Annotated in this window: 17 protein-coding genes; 1 reads left to right on the forward strand and 16 read right to left on the reverse strand. The window is 53.4% G+C overall.

Annotated elements, in window-relative coordinates; all coding sequences use genetic code 11:
- Positions 1–66 precede the first annotated feature (66 nt).
- The gene (locus tag K2F33_RS23705) at positions 67–1,350 is read left to right on the forward strand and encodes an MFS transporter (protein WP_263878880.1); all 1,284 of its coding nucleotides are present in this window, start codon (positions 67–69) and stop codon (positions 1,348–1,350) included.
- A 104-nt stretch (positions 1,351–1,454) separates the two neighbouring features.
- Here the strand turns inward: K2F33_RS23705 and K2F33_RS23710 are convergent, their stop codons facing one another.
- The 16 genes from K2F33_RS23710 to K2F33_RS23785 all read right to left on the reverse strand — a co-directional run bounded on the left by K2F33_RS23710 (position 1,455) and on the right by K2F33_RS23785 (position 19,791).
- Positions 1,455–3,770 (reverse strand): glycoside hydrolase family 127 protein, encoded by a 2,316-nt coding sequence (locus tag K2F33_RS23710; protein WP_263878882.1) that lies wholly within the window; start codon positions 3,768–3,770, stop codon positions 1,455–1,457.
- A gap of 1 nt (position 3,771) precedes the next feature.
- Entirely contained in the window at positions 3,772–5,019 is a 1,248-nt protein-coding gene (locus K2F33_RS23715) for an NAD(P)/FAD-dependent oxidoreductase (protein WP_263878884.1), read from the reverse strand.
- Entirely contained in the window at positions 5,016–5,348 is a 333-nt protein-coding gene (locus tag K2F33_RS23720) for a 2Fe-2S iron-sulfur cluster-binding protein (protein ID WP_076165512.1), read from the reverse strand. The genes K2F33_RS23715 and K2F33_RS23720 overlap by 4 nt, the downstream gene beginning before the upstream one ends.
- Complete coding sequence (locus tag K2F33_RS23725; RefSeq protein WP_263878888.1) at positions 5,348–5,620, reverse strand: (2Fe-2S)-binding protein; 273 nt, start codon at positions 5,618–5,620, stop codon at positions 5,348–5,350. The genes K2F33_RS23720 and K2F33_RS23725 overlap by 1 nt, the downstream gene beginning before the upstream one ends.
- Positions 5,621–5,630: 10 nt before the next feature.
- Entirely contained in the window at positions 5,631–7,070 is a 1,440-nt protein-coding gene (locus tag K2F33_RS23730) for an aldehyde dehydrogenase family protein (protein ID WP_263878890.1), read from the reverse strand.
- 28 nt (positions 7,071–7,098) lie between these two features.
- On the reverse strand, positions 7,099–7,998 hold the full coding sequence (locus tag K2F33_RS23735; RefSeq protein WP_263878892.1) for a dihydrodipicolinate synthase family protein: 900 nt from the start codon (positions 7,996–7,998) through the stop codon (positions 7,099–7,101).
- Between the two features lie 43 nt (positions 7,999–8,041).
- The gene (locus K2F33_RS23740) at positions 8,042–9,040 is read right to left on the reverse strand and encodes a proline racemase family protein (RefSeq protein WP_263878894.1); all 999 of its coding nucleotides are present in this window, start codon (positions 9,038–9,040) and stop codon (positions 8,042–8,044) included.
- A 27-nt stretch (positions 9,041–9,067) separates the two neighbouring features.
- Positions 9,068–10,069 carry a proline racemase family protein gene (locus K2F33_RS23745; protein WP_263878896.1) on the reverse strand — a complete coding sequence of 334 codons (1,002 nt, stop codon included), beginning with the start codon at positions 10,067–10,069 and terminating at the stop codon, positions 9,068–9,070.
- Positions 10,066–11,262 (reverse strand): NAD(P)/FAD-dependent oxidoreductase, encoded by a 1,197-nt coding sequence (locus tag K2F33_RS23750; protein WP_263878898.1) that lies wholly within the window; start codon positions 11,260–11,262, stop codon positions 10,066–10,068. The genes K2F33_RS23745 and K2F33_RS23750 overlap by 4 nt, the downstream gene beginning before the upstream one ends.
- A gap of 22 nt (positions 11,263–11,284) precedes the next feature.
- On the reverse strand, positions 11,285–12,355 hold the full coding sequence (locus tag K2F33_RS23755) for a M24 family metallopeptidase (RefSeq protein ID WP_263878901.1): 1,071 nt from the start codon (positions 12,353–12,355) through the stop codon (positions 11,285–11,287).
- A 127-nt stretch (positions 12,356–12,482) separates the two neighbouring features.
- The gene (locus K2F33_RS23760; protein ID WP_076165525.1) at positions 12,483–13,313 is read right to left on the reverse strand and encodes a carbohydrate ABC transporter permease; all 831 of its coding nucleotides are present in this window, start codon (positions 13,311–13,313) and stop codon (positions 12,483–12,485) included.
- Positions 13,314–13,318: 5 nt separating this feature from the next.
- Positions 13,319–14,209, reverse strand: coding sequence for a carbohydrate ABC transporter permease (locus tag K2F33_RS23765; protein WP_076165527.1), 891 nt, complete (start codon positions 14,207–14,209; stop codon positions 13,319–13,321).
- 39 nt (positions 14,210–14,248) lie between these two features.
- On the reverse strand, positions 14,249–15,628 hold the full coding sequence (locus tag K2F33_RS23770) for an ABC transporter substrate-binding protein (protein WP_076165529.1): 1,380 nt from the start codon (positions 15,626–15,628) through the stop codon (positions 14,249–14,251).
- Between the two features lie 112 nt (positions 15,629–15,740).
- Positions 15,741–17,531, reverse strand: a complete 1,791-nt coding sequence (locus tag K2F33_RS23775) for a cache domain-containing sensor histidine kinase (RefSeq protein ID WP_076165531.1) — start codon at positions 17,529–17,531, stop codon at positions 15,741–15,743.
- A gap of 32 nt (positions 17,532–17,563) precedes the next feature.
- Positions 17,564–19,087: a response regulator transcription factor gene (locus tag K2F33_RS23780; RefSeq protein ID WP_263878906.1), complete on the reverse strand. Its 1,524-nt coding sequence runs from the start codon at positions 19,085–19,087 to the stop codon at positions 17,564–17,566.
- 158 nt (positions 19,088–19,245) lie between these two features.
- Positions 19,246–19,791 carry a helix-turn-helix domain-containing protein gene (locus K2F33_RS23785; protein ID WP_076165536.1) on the reverse strand — a complete coding sequence of 182 codons (546 nt, stop codon included), beginning with the start codon at positions 19,789–19,791 and terminating at the stop codon, positions 19,246–19,248.
- Between the last annotated feature and the right edge of the window lie 211 nt (positions 19,792–20,002).

A 20,002-nucleotide genomic window follows, 5' to 3' on the forward strand; every position in this document is an offset into this window, starting at 1 on the left:
GTTACAAGCTTCCGTGGATCTGTAGTTCCATGGGAGCTTTTTTGCTGCCATAAAAGGAGAATAGCCATGTACCCTTCTAAAGCTTTACCTTACGTTTTTTTCGGTTTGCAGGGTTTTTCCATGTTGGGAAGCCGCATGACCTCCATTGCGATCGGGCTAATATTATTCCATGAAACGGGTCAATCGACCCCCTTGCTGCTGCTGGCACTTTTCAATGAGCTTCCCCTCTTGTTCTTTGGCGGCTGGATCGGCATCGCTGCTGACCGCTGGAAGCGCAAAACGGCCATTATTGCCGGAGATACAGGCCAGGCGGTCTGTACGCTGCTGCTCGTGATCTGCCTGATGAACATCCATTCCACGCTGTGGCCGGTCTATGTTATTGCTGCCGTGCAGGGATTGTTTGTAGCGCTTCAGAGCACGGCAACCTCCGCCATGATCCCGCTTATGGTGATGGATGAAGAGCTGGATCGCATAAATGCCATGAAAGAGCTGCTCTTTCCGCTTGCAGGGGTGATCGCCCCTCCGTTGACTGGTTTACTCTACGAACCGTATGGAATTAGCATCATCTTGGCGGCGGATCTGTTCACCTTCCTGATAGGAACCGGCGTGGTCGCTTTTCTCCCGCTGCCTGAAATGAAGCACGAAGAAAGACCGCTGGAGAAAATTCGCATATGGAACGATGCCATTCAAGGTTTCCGATTTTTGTGGCAAAACAAACCGCTGCTCTATCTGCTTCTGTATTTTGGATGGTGGAATTTTATTCTGAACGGGCCGCTTGAGCTGGCTATCCCTTTTTTCCTGCAGCGCACAGGGAGCAGCGATGCCTTGACCTTGCTGTTGGGAGCAATGAATGCCGGTGCTTTGGCCGGTGCGGCTGCTGCTGTATGGTGGGGGCATTTTCGGTATAAAATCCGGTTCATCTTCAGCGGTTCAATCCTCACCTCCTTGATGTTTGTCCTGCTCGGAACGAGCACTCATGTCATCGTTCTGGGAGCCGCCGTATTTTTGCTTATGCTTCCACTCGCGATGACAGGGGCTTTGTTTTACTCCATTTTGCAGCGTAAAACGCCCCTTTCCCTTCAAGGACGAGTATTTGCCGCATATGGCCAGTTATGTGCCCTCATGGCGCCCATGTCCTTCCTTATTACGGGACCGATGGCCGATCAATGGCTCGAAAGGTTCCTCCTTGGAACGAAGCTGTCCCCTTGGCTTACCTGGATCATCGGTTCAGAAAATGCGACCTCGATTGGGCTCATCTTCATAGTAAGTGGTCTTCTGCTGCTCCTCGGGGCGATGTGGACGCTATCCTCCCGCCAGGTTCGCCGTTTAGATTCAGACATCGACCTATAGGATAGAAAATTTAACGCCGCCGGTATATTACCGGCGGCGTTAAGGTTTTAATCTGATTCGATTAATCAAATTATAACTCCTATTGTGACTTGCCGAATTTTGTTTTATCCCCGATCCATGGTTGAACCTTCGGCTAAAAAGTAAACGTGATAGCTCTCGTTGTGGACATCTGCCATCGGAATAAATGTTACATCGTCCTTTATATAGCGGAATTGGAGCCCTTGCGGTCCGGTTTCCTTGACGAATTGGCTGTCCAAATCTCCTTCCTGAAGCGGAAGCCGCAGGAACTCTTTCGAGTCCGATACCGCAGCCAAAATATAAGGCCCGTAAGCAAGCGATACGCATTCTTTCCGGTCAGGAGCCGATTCCAGACGAATCCGGCAGTCGAGCCTCAAATAAATCACATCGCCGTCCTTCCAATCCCGATCCAGGGACCAATAACCGTCTGGCCCCAGCATGTAATCGACCTGGCGGCCGTTGATCTCGACGCCGCCGCCTTCCGGGCTCCAGTAAGGTCGGCGGATTTTCAAAATAAACCTACCATCACCCTGTATCCGCAGTGTAATCTGCCCCGGTTCATGCTTCTGCGCAGAAAGTGCTATGGTTATCCCCTTCTCCGCCCAATCCAAGGTGGAAGACACAAAGAGATTGACGAACAGCGACTGCTCATCGTAAAAATAGATCGCTTCAGGATACTTAAAATGATTTTCCAAGCCGGTGCCATGGCAGCAGGTGTTGCTTGTCGAATCGAATGACTTTCTGCCTCCTGGCTCTAGCGGCATGAAGTACGTGCTTCCTCCCGTTGGTTTGCTGTCGCCCGAAGCCAGGATATGATTAAACATCGTCCGTTCGTAATAATCCATGTATTTCGCCGCAGGTTCATAACCGAACAATTCCTTCGTCAGCTTTAACATATTATAGGAAGCGCAGGTTTCAGCGGTTTTATCGCTGAGGTATTCCCCGATCTTGCCCGCCTGCCGAAACATTTCGCCTTCACCCGTTCCTCCGATCGAATAGATGTGGGCATTCGTCACCGCATGCCAAAAGAAATGCGCGATCTCATAATATTTCTTCTCGCCGGTAGCCCGAAATATGTTCAGGGCACCGATAACCTGCGGTATATGCTGATTGGCGTGAAGCCCGCCGAGCGCATCGATGCGCTCCAGCATCGGAACGAACAGCCGGTCATTGTCAAACCATTTAGCCGCCGCCAGATGGCTTGGTTTACGGGTCAATTGGTACAGCTCCGCAAGCGAATCGTTCATGCCGCCGAACTCGCCGGCGATGTACATGCTCCACATCGTTTTCAGCACGTGGTTGGGCAGCCTGCCTAATCGGTGATATACCCAGTCGCCGAGACGGTCGGCGATCCCGAGTGCGGTGTCGCTGTCAAGAAGACGATGAACGTCAAGCAATCCGGCGAGGATTTTATGCAGCGTATAATAAGGCGCCCAAATTTCCGGATATCTCGTAAATGATTCCAAGCGGTCAAATTGCTCCTCGGAGTAACCGCTCAGGAATCCCTCTTGATAACCGGGTTTTGTAGAAAAAGCCTGCTGGCATTCCTCTAACGAGCCGATCATATATTCCGCCTTTTTCTTGATGTCTCTATCCCCTGTTGCCGCGTAGCAGAGTGCCAGGGCGGACAGGTAATGCCCTGACGTATGTCCTCTGAGCAAACAATCCGGCGAATCCCAGCCGAGCATTTCCGGGGCATCCTTCGTATCCAATCCGGCAGCAGCCCGGAAATTATACAGCATTTGATCGTCATTGACGGATTTCAGAAATGCCAAGCTTCGGTTTTGGGCAGCCTGAAAGGCTGTTTCGCCGCCAAGCCGGACTGCGCCTGGAGAAAAGCTTAGTACAGTCGGAAGCGGATCCATCTTTTCCTGTTCAACTTCGGCTTGAACCAAAATTTCCGCAGTGACCGGAATTTCCGTATCCTTGAGAAAGCCTCGTGCGGCTGCAGGTCCGGTTTCTTGAAACACGCGTTCTTCCCCGCCTACCCAATTCACAGCATGGGTTATGACCTCGTGCTCTTCGGTTTCAACCACCGCGACGGAAGGCAAATATACCACCTCACCGAGTTCAGCCCTCAGGGATATGGGATGAATCCGTGAAACTTTGATGTTATTTTCTTCTTCCAAAATGGTCACATGATACACTTGTTCCTTTACGGTTTCTCCATGGCGGAACGTCGCAATAAGCGGAACGGTCCGTGTGCCGAGACCGTATTTTGGACGGGCCACCTTGCCGTCATCCTTGATGAACCGGCTGTCTCCCGACTGCCAGGAGATCTCCGATCCGTACTTTCCTTCCCTGGGCAGGTTGATGTCGAATTCGACTGTGCCGAGATTACCCAGATACAGGGCTTCCATGTCTTTTAAGACGATCATTTCGTCATCGTGATTGGAACTCATGTCATCCCTCCTTCTTTATCCCGTGCTTCTCCCTCTGAAACCTGCCCCACTTCCGGTAAAATTGATCCCTGGCCTCCTGGATGCCCGGCCGGAATTGAATGAGCGCGGAGGCGCGCACGCGTCGCACATCCTGCATGGCTTCCAGCACTTCGCGCTCATGATGTTGACCGGGAAGTCCAGTGTCACCGCAAATCGTGGCGGCCGCAAGGCGCCCTTGAGCCATGGCCACAAGCGCGCTCTCGATTCCGGTAATATTTCCGGCTACGTACAGCCCTTCCACCGGAGTCCGCATTTGCTCATCGTGAACCGGTACGTGGCCCCCCAGCTCTTCCGCATACACAAACGAACAGCCGGCTACCGACGCCAATTCGGCCAAAGGGTATAACCCTCCAGCAATCGCCACAAAATCAACAAGCTCCTCCCGCTGGCTTCCCGGAATAACGGCGCCTTCTCCGTTGACATCCGCAAGGGTGACCGATTGAACCTGGCTGCGCCCGTTAATGGATACGGCAACGGTTCGCAAACGTAAGGGGATTTCCCAAATCTTGATCCCGCTCCTTGGAATGAACCTCGATACGAAACCCGCTATCCCCAAAGCGTTTGCAGCTTTTCCTCCGATCCTCATCAGCGGTGACGGCGCCAAATGGGCCATCCCCATCAGTTCCTTCAGGCTCTCTTTTGGCGATGCTTCTTTGCCGGTTATCGGCCCAATCCCGGGCAGGACGATGCCTGCGATCGAAACGCCGCTCACCGACAGCTCGCGGGAGATCGCCATGGCGAGCACATTGACGCCTATGATCAAGCCACGGCGTCCCGGTTTGACGTAATGGACATTGGCCATCACCTGTGCGGCGCCGATCGACATGACACCCGGCAGCGTCCACCCCGGCAGGGGGTGGGGAATTTCAGCGCTGCCTGTGGCGAGCAGTACGTTCCTTGCCTGCATGGATCCTTCGGAGGTCTTCAGGACCCAAACGGCGCCGCTTCGCAGGATGCTGTGGACGGATACTCCGCACCGAATCTTTACTCCTAGCGCGGAGCACTTGTCGAGAAGCTGCTCGGCCACCTGTCTTCCGACCCACCAATGTCCTTTCTCCTCGTGAAACTGCCCTAACATGCGGCCTCCTGGTTCGGGAAATTCGTCCACCACGGCAACGCGGAGACCTCGGCTGGCAGCTTCCGCAGCCGCCGACAATCCTGCCGGACCGGCACCGACGATCAACAGATCAAAAGGAATCGCCTGCGTCATGGAAGCCTCCTCCCCGTAATCTCATTGGGAAGACGCTCCCCTTCCGAGATGCACATCCCCGCTTCCAAAGGAGTCAGGCAGGCTCTCACCGAACCTTTGCCCTGCACGTTCACCCGGCACTCCATGCAGTGGCCGATGGAGCAGTACAGACCGCGGGGGCTGCCCGACTCCTCATGCCGACGCAGTGTTCGTAGGCCCAAGGCGAGCAGCGCAGCCGCAATCGGCTCGCCTTTCAGCCCGGCCCATTTCTCCCCGTTAAACGTGAAATCTACGGGTTCCCGCTTTGTTTTCCTCGGTCCCAAGATCGGATGATTTTCAATTCTGTCCATTACACCTCTCCCTTCGCCAGCTGCCCGAACGTGACGGGACGGATCGGCGGACGGTAAGACAGCTGCTCCGCATCCCGGGGTAACTGCGGGTTCTTCATATGAACCCAGGCGTCGAGCATCTGTCTGCACACCCGGCCCTGGCAGGCTCCCATTGTCGCTCTCGTCTTCATTTTGATCTGCCTGGCTGTACAGCAGCCCGATTGGTAGGCTTCCTCCAATTGTTCCATAGTCACCTCTTCACAACGGCAAACGATCAGGTTTGATGTATTCATAGCCGGCCTCCTACCAATACCGGATGGCGCAGGTTTTCAGCTCGGTATAAAAATCGAGCGCGGCTTGCCCCTGCTCGCGCGAATGTGAGCTCGACAGCTTCAAGCCGCCGAACGGGGATTGATACTCCACGCCGGCTGTTTCCTGGTTGACGCGGACCATCCCGGCCTGAGCCTCATCCAGGAAACGATGCGCATAAGACAAATCCCGGGTAAATAACGAAGCGCTGAGTCCGTATAGAGATTGATTGCATAAGGCGATCGCCTCGTCGAAATCAGCAACCTTCAACATCGCGGTAACCGGTCCGAAAATTTCTTCCTGAATCAATGGATGGTTCGGGTCTACGCCAGTAGCTGCGATCGGCGGAATATAATACCCTTCTTCGTTCGCCTCGGCAGAGCGGCCTTCGGCTACGATATCAGCCTGCTCCCGCGCAAGCTTCACATAGGACATTACCGTTTCATACTGGCTTGCGGAAGCGACAGGTCCAAGATAAGCCGACGGATCCAGCGATGGAGCCAGCTTAATTCCGTCGATCGCCTTCTTCATCGCTTCAATAAATTCGTCATAAATTCCGGATTCAATGATGATTCGGCTGGTTGCCGTACATTTCTGGCCGGCCGAACGATACGCGCCGCTCACAATCATCGGAACCGTCTTCTCCAGGTCGGCGTCATTCAGGATCACGGCGGCATTTTTTCCGCCCATTTCGGTCTGATACTTGATGTTTCGTTTCGCACAAATTTGGGCGATGCGGGTTCCCGTCGCCGTGGAGCCAGTAAAGCTTACGGCGTCAAGGGAAATCTGCTCCAGAAGGGCGTCGCCGATCCTGCTTCCTTTGCCGACCACCAGGTTCAGGACGCCTGGCGGAAGAGCTGCTGCCGCAAAAACTTCGCACAGCAGGGTGGCGGTCAATGAGGCGTTCTCCGCTGGCTTCCAGACCACCGTATTGCCGCAAATGAGCGCAGGTGCGATTTTCCATAACGGGATCGCCACCGGGAAATTCCATGGCGTAATGACACCTACCACACCCAAAGGAACCTTCTTCGTATGCTGGAGCACGTTCGGCTCGCTTGCGGGGATGACCACTCCGTTAGAGCGGACGCCTTCCGCCGCATAATACCGAAGCAGGTTGACTCCCCGGATGACTTCGCCTTGCATTTCGGTAATTGGCTTCCCCATTTCCATGCTGGCGAGGCGGGCGACATCCGTGGAGGCGGACTCGAGCGCTCCCGCCATGCGATACAAATGCTCACCTCGGGCGGCACCGGTCAAACGGGACCAGGAACGATATGCTGCTCGGGCTGCCTGCTCCGCCTGAGCGATATGCGATGCATCCGACAGATGAAGCACCCCGATCTCCTCATGAATGTTGGACGGGTTCTTCACGGCCAGCTCATCCGACGCGGGGGTGATCCACTCTCCGCCAATCCAATTTCGGCTGTGTACCATACGCTAACCCTCCTTTTTCAATCTCTTCTTATGAGCTCTTCGCTTCACCGGCAGGATGACGGTTAACGGCATGCTCAAATGCCCTTTGAATCGCTTCATACTCAGCTTCCGGAAGCGGAAGACGCGGAGGTCTGGTCGGACCAACCGGGAATCCGGCAAGCTCCATCATGTACTTGATCGACTGCACTAACTGGGGACTCGCATCATAATGGAACAATGGGAGCAGGCGGCGGTACAGCGCAGTCGCTTCCTGAACATTCCCTTGTCTCGCCAGATTAAAAAGCTCCACGCCTTCCTTAGGCAGCGCATTCGGCACCCCGGAAATCCAGCCCACGGCCCCCATCAGCGGACCTTCCATGGCTAAGTCGTCGACGCCAATCATCACATCCAGATCGGTATATTCGAGGATGTCGTGCACCCTGCGGATATCGCCCGAAAACTCCTTCACCGCCACGAGATGCTCCAGTCTCGAAAGCCTGGCGAGCAGCTGCGGCGTTAAATCGACCTTATAATCATGCGGATTATTGTAGGCGATCATCGGCAGGCCGACTTCATTCAGCGCTTCATAATGGGCAATGACCTCATGCTCCAGCGGACGGTACTGGATCGGCGGCAGGGCCATAACGCCTGCAGCACCCGAATCCTTCGCATGCCGGACCCACTCCGCGGCTTGCCTCGTGGATGGAGCGGCTGAACCGACGACAACCGGTACGCGTCCCGCCGCGGCTTCTATGACGGTATGAACGACCTTTGCCCGCTCCTCATTTGTCAACGTGGCATATTCTCCTAGCGATCCTGTCGGAACCAAGCCGTTGACGCCCTGTGTGATGAGCCAGTCACATAGTTCAGTTAGACGCTTGTAGTCCACATCAAATGTGGCCGTAAACGGTGTAACGATCGCAACATAAACCCCTTCAAATTTTGGCATATCAAGCTGTCTCCTCTCATGGTTCAAGTTGATATTCGTAAGGCTAATTCAGTACGAACCCATCCGGTAGCGGATCGTCCGGATCCAATACGAAATTCATAAAACCAAGTACATAGGCGGTTCCCGTCAACTGAGGAATGACGGTTTTATTGCCGGCCAGCAGGCCGTCCCCGGCGATGCTTCCTATGACTCTAACCCCGCTGATCCCCTGATACACGGCCTGCTGTCCGGGTTCGAGCCGTCCGCGGGAGCTAAGGACCGCCAAATGAGCGCATACTCCGGCCCCGCTTGGCGACCGGTCAAGCTGCTCCCCGGCAAATACGCAAGCGCTGCGGAAGAACAGACGATCACGCTCATCCCGCTGATAAAAGAACACGCCGTGAATACCGGATATCCAATCCAGCTGCGGATGCCGAAGTTCAAGCCGGCATTCGGCTTCACTGCGGATCATACCCGCCCATTCCCTAAGCTGATGGGGCTCTAAGGACGTTGCTCCGAACTCGCCCATTTCCACCACGGCATAAAATTCCCCGCTAAAAGCGACGTCCACCCTGATTTCCCTTCCCTGGATTGTGACGGGAAATTGCTCCGTATGCACATAACTGGGTACATTCCGAAACGACACCGACTGAACCTCGTCTCCCTCCACATCAGCGACCACCTGGACGGTTCCCGAAGGGCAATCGATCAATATACCCGCTGCCGCATCGGACGGGGCAATCTGCCCCGTCGCGGTCCAAGCCGTGACCGCGGCAATGATTCCGTGCCCGCTGACGAATGCAAGACCTTGCTGGTTCAGGAACAGCAAACCGAATCGCGCTTCCGGCGTCACCGGCGCTGTAATGATGGCACCGGTCATTGCATAGTGGCCGCGCGGCTCCGACATCAGCAGCTTCCTTGCGTCATCATGATGCTGCTGGAACAACAAAGCCTTGTCGCGCATCGTCGAACCGGCCAATGGCGGCAGGCCGCCCGTGATGATCCGCAGCGGCTGTCCGCAGGAATGCACATCGATCGCCGCATACCATTTTTTCGTTTCCATACTGCTGGCCCCCCGTCGTAGTGATGTTTAGAGCAGGAAGAACCCCGTATTCAGTTCATCCCGTTCCTGAAGAATGAATTGGTGAAAGCCCATCACCCAAGCCGAGCCGGAAATCTGCGGAATCACAGCCGGCAGATGGCCGACAGTCGTATCTTCCAGGACACGGGCGCGGAACATCGAACCCACGATGCTCTCGTGGACGAATTCCTCTCCGACTGCCAGCTCGCCCTTGGCACGCAGCACGGCTACTTTGGCGGATGTGCCCGTTCCGCAGGGGGAGCGGTCAATCCCCCCGGGAGGGACGACGACCGTATTCCGGCAGTGGGCGACTGGCGACACCGGATCGCTGTAGAACTCAATATGGGTCAGTCCGCGAATGACGGGAATTTCGGGATGTACAATTTCAAAGCTGATATTCACCGCGTCGCGGATCCGGACGGCGGTGCGGACGATCTCGGAAGCCCGCTGGGGAACCAGAGGCAAATGCAGTGATCGGGCATCGACGAGCCCGTAAAAATTGCCGCCGTAAGCAAGATCCAAGGAGACCTCACCGAGATCGCCGACCTGCACCCGGACATCCTGCTTGTAGAGAAAAGAAGGAATATTCGTAAAGGTGACCTGACGGACCTTTCCTCTCTCGATCTCGAGCCTGGCTTCCACAAGGCCGGCCGGCGTGTCGAGCCGGATCATGTCCTTAGTTGCCGGATAATATCCCGCCTCGATCAGTGCCGTACAGAGCCCAATCGTATCGTGGCCGCACATCGGCAAATACCCTCCGGTTTCGATAAACACGACCCCAATGTCGGCCTTCTCATCGCATGGCGGAGTCAAGATGCAGCCGGACATGACCTCGTGCCCGCGGGGTTCGAACATCAGCGCTTGGCGGAAATCGTCATGATGCTCGGACATGTAGACCATCTTTTCGGTCATCGTTTTCCCGAAGAGCTCCGGAGCCCCGGACATGACGGTCCGGGTCGGATTCCCGCCGGTATGCGTGTCGATCGTGGTAACCATCTTGGACCATCTCATCGAATCACCTCCTGGGGGTGCGGCATGTTACGGAAGCGGTCATACCGAAGACGGTCCACCGGAATGCAGGTCGCCGCCCCGCTGAGCATTTCGCTGATCACCTTCCCGGTTACGGCCGCCAGGCTGATCCCATCCCCTTCATGCCCCGCGGCCACATAGAATCCGGGGACTTCGTCGATTGCGGAAACGATCGGCAGATGATCCGCCGTCCACGGCCTCAGTCCTGCATAGGTTCTCAGGAGCGGAATCTGTTCCAGCACAGGAAAAAACCGAATGGCTCTTTCCGCTATCAAGCTGATAACCTGCTGATCTACGCCGCTGTCCATCCCGACAAATTGGCGGCTGGAGCCGATCAGGAAGTTTTGCGAAGCGGTAGGCTCGAAGACCAGTGCAACGCCATATCGGTCGAATTTGGGGTCCACGGAACGGGTGCCGCCGAATTTACTCATCAAGTATCCGAACTCCATCACCTTCCGTTTCCCGATGTTCGCCCACCGCGATGCGACAAGAATATGTCCCTTGCGGGGCTCAATCGGAATATCGATGCCCACCATCCGTCCGATATGCTTCGCCCATACCCCGGCTGCATTAATGACGGTGCTCGTGCGGATTCTGCCCTCCGAGGTTTCGACGGCGCGTACTTTCCTGCCCTCGTCAAGCTGAATGCCGGTGACGGACGTATGGGTTCGAAGCCTTGCCCCATAACGCCGGGCTGTGGACGCCAGCGAGTAGGTCAGCAGCACCGGATTGACCGTTGAATCCGTCGCGCATTCCAATCCGCCTGGCAGGTCTTCGGCCATATAAGGCCATTCGTCCCTTAGATCCTTTTGATCAAGCATGCGGAAGGGCAGGCCGGCTTCACGCTGGCGTGCAACCCAGGATTCGGCGGCAATCATCTCATCGTCCGACTCGCAGACCAGAATGCTTCCGGGAGCCCGGTATTCGAACTCCTCATCGAGATCCCGTACCCACTCCTTGACCAACTCCTGGGACTTCAACGACATCTGGCTGTCGAAGCCCGGATCCTTGTCGATGGCGAGGATGTTGCCGTCGCATTTGGAAGAGGTACCGCCGGCGATTTCCCCCTGCTCCACGACGAGTACGTCCATGCCGGCTTTCGCGGTATAGTAGGCAATGGACATGCCGATGATCCCTCCCCCGATGATGACGATTTCTGCGGTTTCATCACGCATGGATGCAATCACTTCTTTCGTTTTATAGGACAATCAGCTCTTTGTTTGATTTCGTCAGCACTTCAATCCCGGTGTCCGTTACGAGAATGTCATCCTCAATGCGGACGCCTCCAAAGTCGGGCAGATAGATGCCGGGTTCAACGGTCAAAACCATGCCGGGCTCCAGCCGATCCTCCGTCTTTTCGGAAAGGCGCATCAGTTCATGGATCTCCAGGCCAAATGCATGACCGAGCCCGTGTCCGAAATACTCCCCATACCCATAGCCGGCAATGGAGTCTCTAGCCAAAGCGTCTCCTTCCTTTCCGGTCATCCCCGGCTTTAAGCCTTCCAAGGTCTTTCGATTGGCTTCAAGCACAATCCGGTAAATCTCTTGATGCCGCTCCGTCGGATCACCAATAAAAACTGTCCGCGTCAGATCGGAACAATATCCCTCGTAGCTCGCGCCGAAATCGAGCGTCACAAATTCGTCCCTTCCCAGCGGCTTGGAGCTGGCCAGACCATGCGGCAGCGCCGAACGTACACCGGAAGCCACGATCGTCGGGTACGCGGAAGAGATGGCACCATTTTTGCGCATAAAGTATTCAAGCTCCGTGGCAACGTCCAATTCGGTAACGCCCGGCTTCATGAAGCCCAGAATGTGCTCAAAGGCCAAGTCTGTAATTTCGATCGCCTTTCGAATGTGCTCCTGCTCCCGCTTATCTTTGATTCCACGCAGCTTTTCCACAATATTTTGCGTCGGGATCAGTTCAAAGCCCTGAAAGGTTTCAACATAGGTTTGATATGACTCGTAAGTGAGATGATTTTGCTCAAAGCCGAGCTTCCGCACTCCTGCGGCACTCAGCTTCTCCCGAATCATTTCAAGCGGCTGGCCCGTATGCTGTTCAACCTGATACTCTTTGGCCTGTTCCGACGCTTGACGGGTATAGCGAAAGTCGGTGATCAGCAAGGCCTGATTTTTCGTAATGGCAACAAAGCCGGCTGTACCCGTAAATCCGGTCACATATCTGCGGTTATACGGGCTTGAAATCAAGAGGCCATCAATACCATGACGCTCAAGCTCTTCCCTTACCTTGATGAGGCGCTGTGCTTCCATGTTAGGTTCACACTCCTTATTCATCCTCGCAGCTGCAAAGGATGCAATGGTTTCTTGATAATCAATCTAATGTAACGAGATTCAACCCTGTTGAATGACGGCTGCACAAATCTGCAAATTTGCTTCCTTATCCTTTCATGCCAGTCAGCGTAATCCCCTCGATAAAATACCGCTGGCCGATGAAAAACACGATAATGACCGGCAGGATGACCACGGTGGAGGCTGCCATAAGCAGATGCCACTGCGCGCTGTGAAGCGACTGGAACATTTGCAGTCCAAGGGCCAGCGTAAACTTGCTTTCTTCGTTCAAGTACACAAGCGGTCCCATGAAATCGTTCCACGAGTTCATGAACGAGAATAAGCCGATGACGATCAGAGGCGGTTTGGATAATGGGATGATGATCCGCCAGAAAATCGTCCATGGGCCCGCACCATCCACATAAGCCGCTTCATCGAGATCTCTCGGGATGCCGGCATAAAACTGTCGCAGCAAAAAGATGTCGAATGCGGAACCGAACCAAACCGGCAATATCAAAGGTACGTAAGTGTTAATCAGGTCTGCAAGCCTCCACCCGATAAAGGTGGGTATCAGCGTGACCGCGCCGGGAAGCATCATGCTGGCGAGCAGCAGTCCAAAGAAAAACTTCTTCCCCGGCCAGTCAAGCCTTGCGTAGCTGTATGCCCCGAGCGAGCTGCTGATGAGCGCTCCGATCAGACAGCTGGCGGTAATGGTCAAGGTGTTCCGAAAAAAACGGAGAAAATCGATGGTCGTCAGCGCCTCCGCATAGTTCTGAAACTTAAACGGCGAGGGAATCCATTTGGGCGGCATCTCGAAAATCTGCATGGATGACATCATGGAGCTGCGCACTAACCAGAACAATGGCAGCAAACAGAAAACACTCCCCAGGATGAGAATGGCGTATACGATGATCTGCGAGACCCGGCGGCTTTTCCTCATGGGCGCTACACCTCACTTTCGTAAAATACCCAGGACTTGGATGTCCGGAAAAAGATCGCCGTGACGATCAGGATGATGATAAAGAGGATCCAGGCGATGGCTGAGGCCTGCCCCATTTCGCCGAACTGAAAAGCTTGACGGTAAATATAGTAGTTGTAGAACAAGCTGGCGTTATTCGGTCCTCCCTGCGTCATAATTAAGGCTTCCGTGAATACTTGGAAAGCCCCGATCGACCCCATGATCAGGTTGAAGAAAATGATCGGCGTCATCATCGGAATGGTGATATGGCGGAACTTCCGGACCGCCCCTGCCCCATCCACGATGGCCGCTTCATACAGGGATCTGGGTACACCCTGGAGGCCGGCCAGGAAAATAATGATCGTGCTCCCCATTCCCCACAGGCTCATGATCACAATGGAAGGAACCACCGTATTTTCAGAGTACAGCCAATTTAGGGTAGGCAGGTTCAGCGCTTCCAGGAAGCTGTTGAACAGCCCTAGGTCCGGGCTGAACAGCCAGATCCAGATCATCGAGGACGCAACAGCAGGCACGATCGCCGGCAGATAGAAGATCGTGCGGAACACCGATTTGCCGCGGATAAATTCCATGTTCAGCAGGAAAGCGGCGATAAATGAGACGATCAGTCCGAGCGGAACGCGGAGAATGACGTATTTAAAGGTCACCCACAGCGAATTGTAAAAATAAGGATCCGTTCCGTCGAAAAGCCGCTTATAATTCGTAAACCCGATGAATTTGGGCGTATTCACGATCCGGTAATCCGTAAAGCTGAGCAACAAGCTGGTGAGCATGGGCAGAACGACAAACAGCATAATACCAAAGATGCTGGGCAGGGCGAAGAGAATGCCCGCCACGGCGATACGGCGTTTGTGCAGCATTGGAATCCCTCCTTTCTGGATCGGTTCGTTCGGACGGGGTTATTTGCCGTAATAGCCTTCAATCAGCGGCTGTACTTTAGGTTCGATCTCTTTCAGTGCTTCCTCCGCTGACTTCTTGCCGGTCCATACCAAGTCAAGGGCAGGGGTCACCAGCGCATTGATTTTATCCAGGTTCTTCACTTCAAAGCCCGGGGTCCGGATGCCGTTTTCAATCGTCTGTTTCATGTAAGCATCTGTGTATCCCTCCGGGTGAGCCTTGTTCCCCGACGCCCATTTATTGATGAGGTCCGGATTCGTATACCACTCTTTCTTGAGCGGCATCCACAAGCCGCCTTCGATCAGCGGCAGCACCGATTCTGGATCCGCCATGTACTTATACAGCATCCATGCCTCTTTCGGATGCTTGGTCGATTTGAAAATGACCGTCGGCGCGCCGTCCAGCAGCGTATTGCTTTTCATTAATTTAGGCAGGACACCGACGCCAAGATTGAAATCCTGTTCTGCAAAAGCCTGAAGCGCCCAGTTGCCGGATACGGTCATGGCGACCTTCTTGGTTTGGAGCGCCATGTCAGGCAGGCTCTTGGTCTGCAGCGGAGTCGGCGATACGTGGTGCACATACATCAAGTCCGCCAGCTTTTGAATCGCGTCGATCGCCTCCGGCTTCGCCAGGCCGAATCCCTTACCGTCTTCCGTCAGGAAATTGCCGCCGTTCGAGACCACCGCAGCCATCATGTTGTACGGGTCGTATTGGAGGCCGAACTGCTTGATCTTATTCGGATTAAAATTAGGGTCGAGCGCATTTCGTCCCTGATCGTCCAAGGTCAGCTTCTTTGCGTACTGAATGAACGTGTCCCAGTCCCATGCCTTATCTGCCTGCGTGGGAGGAAGCTCCACACCTGCTTCAAGAAGCATATCCTTGTTGTACATGAGTCCGTAACCTTCTACAGCCGTACTCATGCCGATCGTATTGCCCGGTTCGATTTCATACCAAACTTGATCCAGGTAATCTTCCTTTTTGAATTCCTTGTCCTCCTCGATCAGCGGAGCCAGGTTCAGAAGCTTCCCGTCTTTCCCCCAGCTTAATGCCGCTCCGGATGATAAATATCCGAGGTCGGGTGCGACATTGCCTGCGACCATTGTCGTCAGTTTCGTCAAATAGTCCGCCGGAATGTGCATAGGCTCCACCTGAATCCCGGTTTTCTGCTCAAAGCTTTCGAGCGCTTCCGTGACCGTCTTCTTTTCGATCGTGTCTCCCCAGAAAGCAAACTTTAGCGTGACCTTTTCTTCCCCGTTGCCCCCATCCTTGGTGCCACCTTCACTTTGGACTGATCCTCCGCTGCCCGAACAGCCCGAAAGGGAAACGGTTATAGCCAGTAAAGCGGGTAAGGCGCACCCAGCGAGAAATTTGGAAATCCTCATTCTTTTACCCTCCAATCACATGGAATTGATGTTTGTAAATTCATTGTAAAAAGGCGGAGGTTCAAAGAAAATTCGAACATTTTTGGAATGGTGGACAATTTTTATGTGTTGTTCATTTCGGCAGTTTGATGATGACGGTTGTCCCCTTGCGTTCTTCTGAGGTTACGGTCACGCCGTAGGAATCACCGTAGATGAGTTTGATTCGCAGATCAACGTTGCGGATGCCGATGGAGCGGCTCTCTTCCCGTGTCAAACCAGCCAATCTGTGATGCGGGATGCCGATTCCGTTATCCTCTACCATGAAGATCCGCTCGTCCCCAATAAGCCGCCCCCGGATCACAATCTTTCCACCGCTGTGCAGGCGGGCGAAGCCATGAACGATGGCGTTCTCAACAAAGGGCTGCAGGAACAGCTTCGGGACTTTGAAGGCATACAGCTCAGGCGAGATGTCATAGGTTACCGTGAATTTGCCTTCAAACCGCTGCTCGGTAATCGAAAAATAATGCCTCAACCAATTCAGGTCTTCCTCCAGATCGCCGATGTCCTGATTGCTTGCGGAAGTATACTGCAGCATGGAAGACAGGCTGACGATCATGGCACTCAATTCGTTTTGCTCGTTTTCGAGCGCCGTCCAGTTCATGATGTTGAGCGTGTTATACAGAAAATGCGGATTCAGCTGAATGTTCAGAGACATAATCTGGGTTTCTTTTTCTCTCAGCTTCACCTTATAATTCTCTTCGATCAGGTTGTTGATTTTAACATTCATTTGATTGTACTTGTGGATGAGCAGTCCCATCTCGTTATAGGATTTGACCGGGATGCGGGTATCGAATTCCCCTTCTCCTGTTTTTTTGATCGCTCGAAGCAGCTGTTGAATGGGCTTGGTGATGGAGTTGGCCAGAAAAAATGCCAAGAGAAGCGAGAGCAGCAGAAGGATCAGCGTCAAATAGAACGTGTACGACTTCACCTCCGGCAAAAAGGCGCTGCCGAGCGCCTCCGGCGAGATCGTGACACCGGAAATCCAGCCGGTCACATCGGAAGTGTCGAAGCATACGATGAGCGGTTTACCGTTTCTTGTGATCGTGAGAGTGCCGCTTTTCATCCCCGCCATTCTTTTCAATGAGGTTTCATCCATCGTGGAATCCTTTTCCTGCGAATCGGCTACCCTCTGACCGTCCCGGCTCATGATAAAAAAAGAAGCCCCGGTGGATGGGAGCACGCTGGCGAAGCGGGAACGGTAATAATCGGGCTGATAGGTAATAACCAGCACGGGAAGCTCGGCTGCACCCTGCAGCTCGATCACCTCCCCGTTATTGATCCGAAACAATTTTAGCAGACGGACGCCGGCCAGAAGCTGAACGTTCTCAGAGGGCACGGGAGAACCATCATCCCGATGAAACATGTCACCGAACGAAAACGTCGGGACCCAAGCCATTCCCCCATCCGCTTGTACGGCAGCCTGATACAGGGCTGTTTGGTTAAACCCTTCATAAGGGATGAAGGTCGTAGCACCGGTTGGCCCGATGTCTGAATAGCTGGTGATTAAGTGGATCGAGTACATGTGCTTCAAGTCTGGAAAATATGTATTCAGCGCCCGGCTTACCTTTTTCTCCATCGTGAACATTTGGTATTCGTCTTTCGGGTCGGCGGTGAGGTATTGTTCGTACAGAACCTGCTCCGCGATCAAAGCGAGGCTGCTGTCTTCGACCCTGGCGAGCTCGGCGTCCATAATTTCGTTGTTCTGCTTCACAATGGAGTACAGGTTCTGTCTGGCAAAGTCGGAAATAAACCCGCTGCTCGACACAAAATATCTATAGCTAAGTATCATTAGGGGAATTGTGACGATGAGGGCATAGGATAACATCAGCTTGGTTCGATAGCTCAGATCCTGAAATCGCGGCATCCATCGGCGGCTTCTCAATGAACATCCCTTCCTTATATGCGGGTAGCGGATAAATGGCGGTATTCATCCGGACTTGTGCCGTACTCCTTCCGAAACAGCCGGATAAAATATTTCACGTCCCTGTAGCCCACGTTCTCGGCCACTTGATAAACTTTCTGGGAGGTATGCAGCAGCTGGCTGGCCGCCGCCCTCATTCGGATATGGGTGATGTATTGGTGGATGGTCATACGGGTGTGGTTTTTAAACAGAATACAAAAATACGAAGGGTTAAAATGAAACTTCACGGCCAGCGTGCTCAGGGACAAATCCTCCTCACCATAGTTGGCTTCAATATAGGCTTTGCAGCTGTCCACCACGGTCTCACTTTTACACTGTCTCCGTTGGTCTATATGATTGGCCATATCTAGAGCCCATTGGCACGATGTCTCCCGTAATTCGTCCATGCGGCTGCAGCGCATCAGTGCTCCTTCAAAAACGGCATCGGGAGTGTGAGAGAGCCCCTTCTCCTTCAAAATTGAAGTGACATGGTGGATCGAGGCGGCGACGGAATACTTCAACCTGGAAGGATCGGGATAACCCTGGGCCAATGTACGATCCAGTTCAGTCATAAGACACGCATGAATGCCATCCTTTTTGCCGGATAGAATCGCTTTGGCCAGTTTGCCTGCATCTAAATGGATGATCGCGGACGGGTCTTTAGGGTTCTGTTGGTCAGACTTATACAATTTCCCCGGCCCGTCGTAAAATAAGCTTTGAAGTGCAATTCGGGCCTGCTGATTAGATGAATGTGCTTCTTGCCCCCACTCCGTAAAATACTTGCCAAAGCCAAATGTTAGTTCCCTCTCATGGTCATTTCGAAAATGATCGATCAGTTCCTGCAGTTGCGCTTCAAGCGCATAGATGATGTCAAAAGATACGTCGGCGCTAAGGATCACCCCCGTCAACCATTGATCCGTAACGTAAAAGGCATGGGCAAGTCCGGCTTCCTCCATGATGCGGGCAAGCATGCGTTTAAGCAGGGACAACATCCGCTTCCGGTCCGCACCGCTTGTGTGGATCACGGCACCCAGCGAGATTCCGCGTCTCCAGCCTGAAAAGGATCTCTGCAGCAAAGTGATTTCTGCTTCGGCAGGACTTCCCTTCAGCAATTCGGACAAAGCCGATTCGATGGTCGCCTCACGCAGGGCTCCCGCCTTATGTTCGGCTTTCTGAAGGAGAGGCGTAACCTTCTGGGCTTCCACCGGCTTGAGCAGGTAATCGCTTGCCCCGAGCTGCAGCGCGCGCTGTGCATAGGCGAAATCCGAGTATGCGCTCAAAATTACCACGCTTTCGCTCCCCCCGCGGCGGGTCAAATGTTCCACGAATTCGAGTCCGTCCATGATCGGCATCTGGATATCGGTAAATACCAAATCGATCGGATGGAGCTCCATCCTTTCCAGCGCTTCCGCACCATCCCGGGCATTAAAGATGTGATACTCTGGCTTCAGATTTTTCAGCATCCGCGACAACCCTTGTCTGTGCTTTGGTTCGTCGTCAACGACTAAGACGTTCAGCATATCCAATCCCCCTTGCGTATGAATGGTACAAAAAATGCCCATCCGGGTTTCAAGTAAATTGAAGGTGATGGCGCTGCCAACCGTTTACAAGAATCCTGTATGAGCATGTTACAACAAGGACAGACATCAACTTACCGGGCATTGTCGGTTAGACGGACTCAAGCTTTGGAATCCGAACAGAAAACCGACAAGTACTTTACTTCATCCGTGATGGGCGTATATTTATGATTTTCGTAGGAGTCGAAATACAGGCTGTCGCCGGCATGCAGTGTATAAGCTTCCTGGCCGACATAATAAATCATGGTCCCTTCGAGCACATAAATGAATTCCTGCCCGACATGGGAGACCGTCCGCTTCTCCGTCTTCCCTTTTTTCGCTACAAAATAAAAGGGCTGCATCAACTTCTCGGGCCGCTCGGCCGCGATGGCCGAGAACGAATATCCTTTCTCCGACGTGACCATCTTATCCAGGGTCCCCGACATTGTGGTATACACCGTCCCGTTTTGGTCGCTGTCATCAAGCAAGATGGATATTTTGGTTCCAAGCGCCTCGGCGATTTTGATCAGCGTGCCGATGGGCGGCACCGTTTTTCCGTTTTCGATTTTGGACAGCAGGCTTTTGGTAAAGCCGCAGGCATGAGCGATTTCGTCCAGGGTCCGATTTTGGTCCTTGCGAATTTTTCGGATCTTACTCCCCAATTCCATCAGATTGATCTCCTAAATAGAATGAAATTCAACTTAGTTTAATAAAATGAAACAATATTTAATGACGATTGTCAATAAAATTTTCCAATGTATTCAGCATTTTAGCTGTGTGCGAAAGGACGGAAAACCACCATTTACAGCAAAAAAACAAGGAATCTCCGCAGCAAGGACACTCCCTGTTCTCGATAATTAATCACATAAATGATTAATA

Source organism: Paenibacillus sp. PSB04, from assembly GCF_025809195.1.
Classification (GTDB): Bacteria; Bacillota; Bacilli; order Paenibacillales; family Paenibacillaceae; genus Paenibacillus_AQ; species Paenibacillus_AQ favisporus.

Coding starts and splice junctions, on each gene's coding strand:
- K2F33_RS23705 (WP_263878880.1), top strand. CDS start 67: ATGTACCCTTCTAAAGCTTTACCTTACGTTTTTTTCGGTTTGCAGGGT.
- K2F33_RS23785 (WP_076165536.1), bottom strand. CDS start 19,791: ATGGAATTGGGGAGTAAGATCCGAAAAATTCGCAAGGACCAAAATCGG.
- K2F33_RS23710 (WP_263878882.1), bottom strand. CDS start 3,770: ATGAGTTCCAATCACGATGACGAAATGATCGTCTTAAAAGACATGGAA.
- K2F33_RS23760 (WP_076165525.1), bottom strand. CDS start 13,313: ATGAGGAAAAGCCGCCGGGTCTCGCAGATCATCGTATACGCCATTCTC.
- K2F33_RS23725 (WP_263878888.1), bottom strand. CDS start 5,620: ATGAATACATCAAACCTGATCGTTTGCCGTTGTGAAGAGGTGACTATG.
- K2F33_RS23720 (WP_076165512.1), bottom strand. CDS start 5,348: ATGGACAGAATTGAAAATCATCCGATCTTGGGACCGAGGAAAACAAAG.
- K2F33_RS23750 (WP_263878898.1), bottom strand. CDS start 11,262: ATGCGTGATGAAACCGCAGAAATCGTCATCATCGGGGGAGGGATCATC.
- K2F33_RS23745 (WP_263878896.1), bottom strand. CDS start 10,069: ATGAGATGGTCCAAGATGGTTACCACGATCGACACGCATACCGGCGGG.
- K2F33_RS23755 (WP_263878901.1), bottom strand. CDS start 12,355: ATGGAAGCACAGCGCCTCATCAAGGTAAGGGAAGAGCTTGAGCGTCAT.
- K2F33_RS23770 (WP_076165529.1), bottom strand. CDS start 15,628: ATGAGGATTTCCAAATTTCTCGCTGGGTGCGCCTTACCCGCTTTACTG.
- K2F33_RS23780 (WP_263878906.1), bottom strand. CDS start 19,087: ATGCTGAACGTCTTAGTCGTTGACGACGAACCAAAGCACAGACAAGGG.
- K2F33_RS23735 (WP_263878892.1), bottom strand. CDS start 7,998: ATGCCAAAATTTGAAGGGGTTTATGTTGCGATCGTTACACCGTTTACG.
- K2F33_RS23775 (WP_076165531.1), bottom strand. CDS start 17,531: ATGCCGCGATTTCAGGATCTGAGCTATCGAACCAAGCTGATGTTATCC.
- K2F33_RS23730 (WP_263878890.1), bottom strand. CDS start 7,070: ATGGTACACAGCCGAAATTGGATTGGCGGAGAGTGGATCACCCCCGCG.
- K2F33_RS23765 (WP_076165527.1), bottom strand. CDS start 14,209: ATGCTGCACAAACGCCGTATCGCCGTGGCGGGCATTCTCTTCGCCCTG.
- K2F33_RS23715 (WP_263878884.1), bottom strand. CDS start 5,019: ATGACGCAGGCGATTCCTTTTGATCTGTTGATCGTCGGTGCCGGTCCG.
- K2F33_RS23740 (WP_263878894.1), bottom strand. CDS start 9,040: ATGGAAACGAAAAAATGGTATGCGGCGATCGATGTGCATTCCTGCGGA.